The sequence below is a fragment of the Methylibium sp. T29-B genome (assembly GCF_000576225.1).
Taxonomy (GTDB): Bacteria; Pseudomonadota; Gammaproteobacteria; order Burkholderiales; family Burkholderiaceae_C; genus Methylibium; species Methylibium petroleiphilum.
The window spans coordinates 1-3,031 of record NZ_AZSN01000267.1; the positions used below are offsets into that span (position 1 = coordinate 1).

Annotated in this window: 2 protein-coding genes; both read left to right on the plus strand. The window is 66.5% G+C overall.

All coding sequences use genetic code 11. The features are described from left to right. Window positions 1–1,950 (plus strand): DUF1302 family protein (locus Y694_RS20860; RefSeq protein WP_231497820.1); only part of this gene is annotated, 1,950 nt, incomplete at its 5' end. A gap of 17 nt (window positions 1,951–1,967) precedes the next feature. Beyond that, the coding region (locus Y694_RS20865) for a DUF1329 domain-containing protein (RefSeq protein ID WP_036236190.1) at window positions 1,968–3,031 on the plus strand (1,064 nt) is incomplete at its 3' end.

Sequence of the window (3,031 nt, forward strand, 5' to 3'; positions counted from 1 at the left end):
GGCCGGCGGCCTGGCCGTGTGCGGCCTGGCGCAGGCGCAGGACGCCGCCGCGCCGGTCGACCCTGGAAGGTCGACGTCTACTACGAGAACGACACCCGCTTCCGGGGCAAGGACGCGACCGGCGAGCGCGTCGGGCTCTCCAAGTTCCGCAACACCCTGCAGGTCGAGGCCGACAAGAAGCTCGAAGGCGGCTGGAAGTTCCGCAGCATCCTGCGCGGCAGCTTCGACGGCGTCTACCGCATGAACGACGACCAGTACGGCCGCAAGGCCGGCGGCGGCGTGCTGCTCGAGTCCCAGGGCGGACCGCCCCCGGTGCCGCACGGCAGCGGCATCATCAACAAGGCCGCCGTCGACGGCCTCGGGCTGGTCAACAACGTCTTCGGCTTCAACGCCACCAACCCCGGCGCACCCAACTACAACCCCAACGAAGGCCTGCGCCTGCTGGGTGACCGCTGGCACGACTCGCTCAACGGCGGGGTGGAGTACGCCACCCCGGTGCGCCCCTGCGACACCGACCGGCGCGGCTGCGCCGACTTCGGCGGCTACGGCGACAAGAAGCGCAGCGAGCTCGAACTGCCCGAGTTCAACGAACGCTGGGACGTCATCCGCGAAGCCTTCGTCACCAACACCGTCGGCCTGGCCGACGGCAAGCAGCTCTTCCTCAAGCTCGGCAAGCAGCAGGTGGTGTGGGGCCGCACCGACCTGTTCCGCGTGCTCGACGTGATCAACCCGGTCGACTACTCGCGCAACAACATCTACGACGAACTCCAGGACATCCGCATCCCCATGTGGATCGCCCAGGCCGAGTACCGCATGGGCCCGAGCGAGAGCATGCAGGACCGCAACCTGCAGCTGGTGTGGAACTTCGACAAGTTCCGCCCCAACAACCTCGGCCAGTGCGGCACCGCCAACGTCATCCTCGACGCCGGCTGCTTCTTCCGCGGCATGAAGAACCTGTGGGACAACGGCGGCACGGTGGCCAACTTCGCCAACGTCGGCCCCGGCGTGCTGCTCGCCACCGACTTCGGCCCCGGCCAGATCGGCCTGCGCGACGTGAAGCTGCCCAACTGGAGCTTGAAGAACACCCAGCTCGGGCTGAAGTACGAGGGCGTGAGCCAGGACGGCCTGTCGTTCTCGCTCAACGCGCTGACCTACCGCTCGCAGCTGCCCTCGCTGCACGGCGGCAAGGGCGCGACCAACGCCTTCACCGGCGAGACGCGCACCGACGCGCAGGGCGGCTGGCCCTACCTGATCGCCTTCGACATGCACTTCCCGCGCGTGAACCTGATCGGCGGCTCGATGGACTTCGAGTGGCAGGCGGCCAAGGCGGCGGTGCGGGTCGAGGCGGCCTTCACCAACGGCGAGGAGTTCGCCAACACCCTCAAGCCCCAGCTGTACTCGAAGAACAAGGTGTTCCGCTCGGTGGTCGGCTTCGACCGGCCCACCTTCGTGCCCTTCATCAACCCCAACCGCACCACGCTGTTCTCCGCGCAGCTGTTCTACCAGCACATCTTCGACCACGAGTTCGAGCGCGGCCAGTTCGGCCCGGTGGGCATGCCCGACTGGGAGAACAACGTGATCGCCACGCTGCTGATGAAGGCCTTCCTCGTCAACGACCGCGTCAGCCCGCAGCTGATCACGGCCTACGACGTGCAGGCCCGCGCGCTGGTCACCTCGCCGCAGGTCGACTGGATCGTGACGGACAAGTTCAAGATCAGCTTCGGGGGCAACTTCAAGCTGCGCAACGGCGAGGACCGCTGGAAGTTCGACGACTGCCGCTCGTGCAACCCGTGGGCGCCGTTCACCGCCCCCTTCGGCGACACCGACCCCATGACCACCTACTCGCGCGGCCTCGGCGGCCTCGAGCCCCTCGGGCGCTTCCGCGCCGGCCCCATCGGCTCGGCCTGGAAGGAGAACGAGATCTTCCTCACCGCGCGGTATCAGTTCTGAAGCAGGAGACAAGCATCATGACAACGAAGATTCATCAGATCGGGCTGGCCCTGGTCACGGCGGGCTTCGCCCTGGCCGCCGGCGCCGCCACCGAGGCCGACGTGGAGGCCTCGTTCAACCCGTACAAGAGCGGCTTCCCGAGCGTTGCCGGCCTGACCCCCGGCACCGTGGTCAACAAGGCCAACGTCGAGCAGTTCAAGGACGCCCTGGACCCGGGCCTCTACCAGATCGTCAAGAACGGCTGGGACGAGATCAAGGTCGGGCCGACCACGCAGTTCGCGATGGACAAGTTCTATGTCGAGGCCACGAAGAAGAACCTGAATACCGCCAAGCTCGGCGCCCAGAACGGCGAGATCACCGGCTTCGTTGCCGGCCGGCCCTTCCCGGAGGAGCCCAAGGCCGACGACCCGCGTGCCGGCGAGAAGCTGGCGTGGAACTTCAAGTACGGCCTCAACTGGGGCGACAACGCCGCGGTCTACCCGTTCTACTGGAAGTACCGCAACATGACGAGCGGCCAGGTCGAGCGGGTCATCATGTTCAATTTCCACTTCCTGAACTTCAAGCACCGCGTGCAGCACGCGCCGGTGCCCGAAGTGACGCCCAACCCGTCGGAGCTGTTCCGCGGCATCTACGTGAAGGTGCTCGAGCCGCAGGACCTGAAGAACACGCAGCTGCTGATCCAGCGCTACGAGGACGACCTGAAGTTCGACGACGCCTACCTCTACCTCGGCTTCCAGCGCCGCGTGCGCCGGCTCGCCACCGGGCAGACGACGGACGCCTTCCTCGGCGCGGACCTGATGATCGAGGACTTCGAGGGCTACAACGGCCGCATCTCGGACATGAAGTGGACGTTCAAGGGCACGAAGAACATCCTGATGCCCTACTACAACCACAACGAGCTGCAGCTGACCGACGAGTTCAAGGACCCGAGCGGCTACAAGTTCGTGGACTTCGGCGGGCAGGGCGGCTGCTTCCCGAAGATCACCTGGCAGCTGCGCAAGGTCTACGTGGTCGAGGCCGCACCGGTGCTGGCCAGCCACCCGGTGAGCAAGCGCGTGTTCCACATCGACGCCCAGGTCTT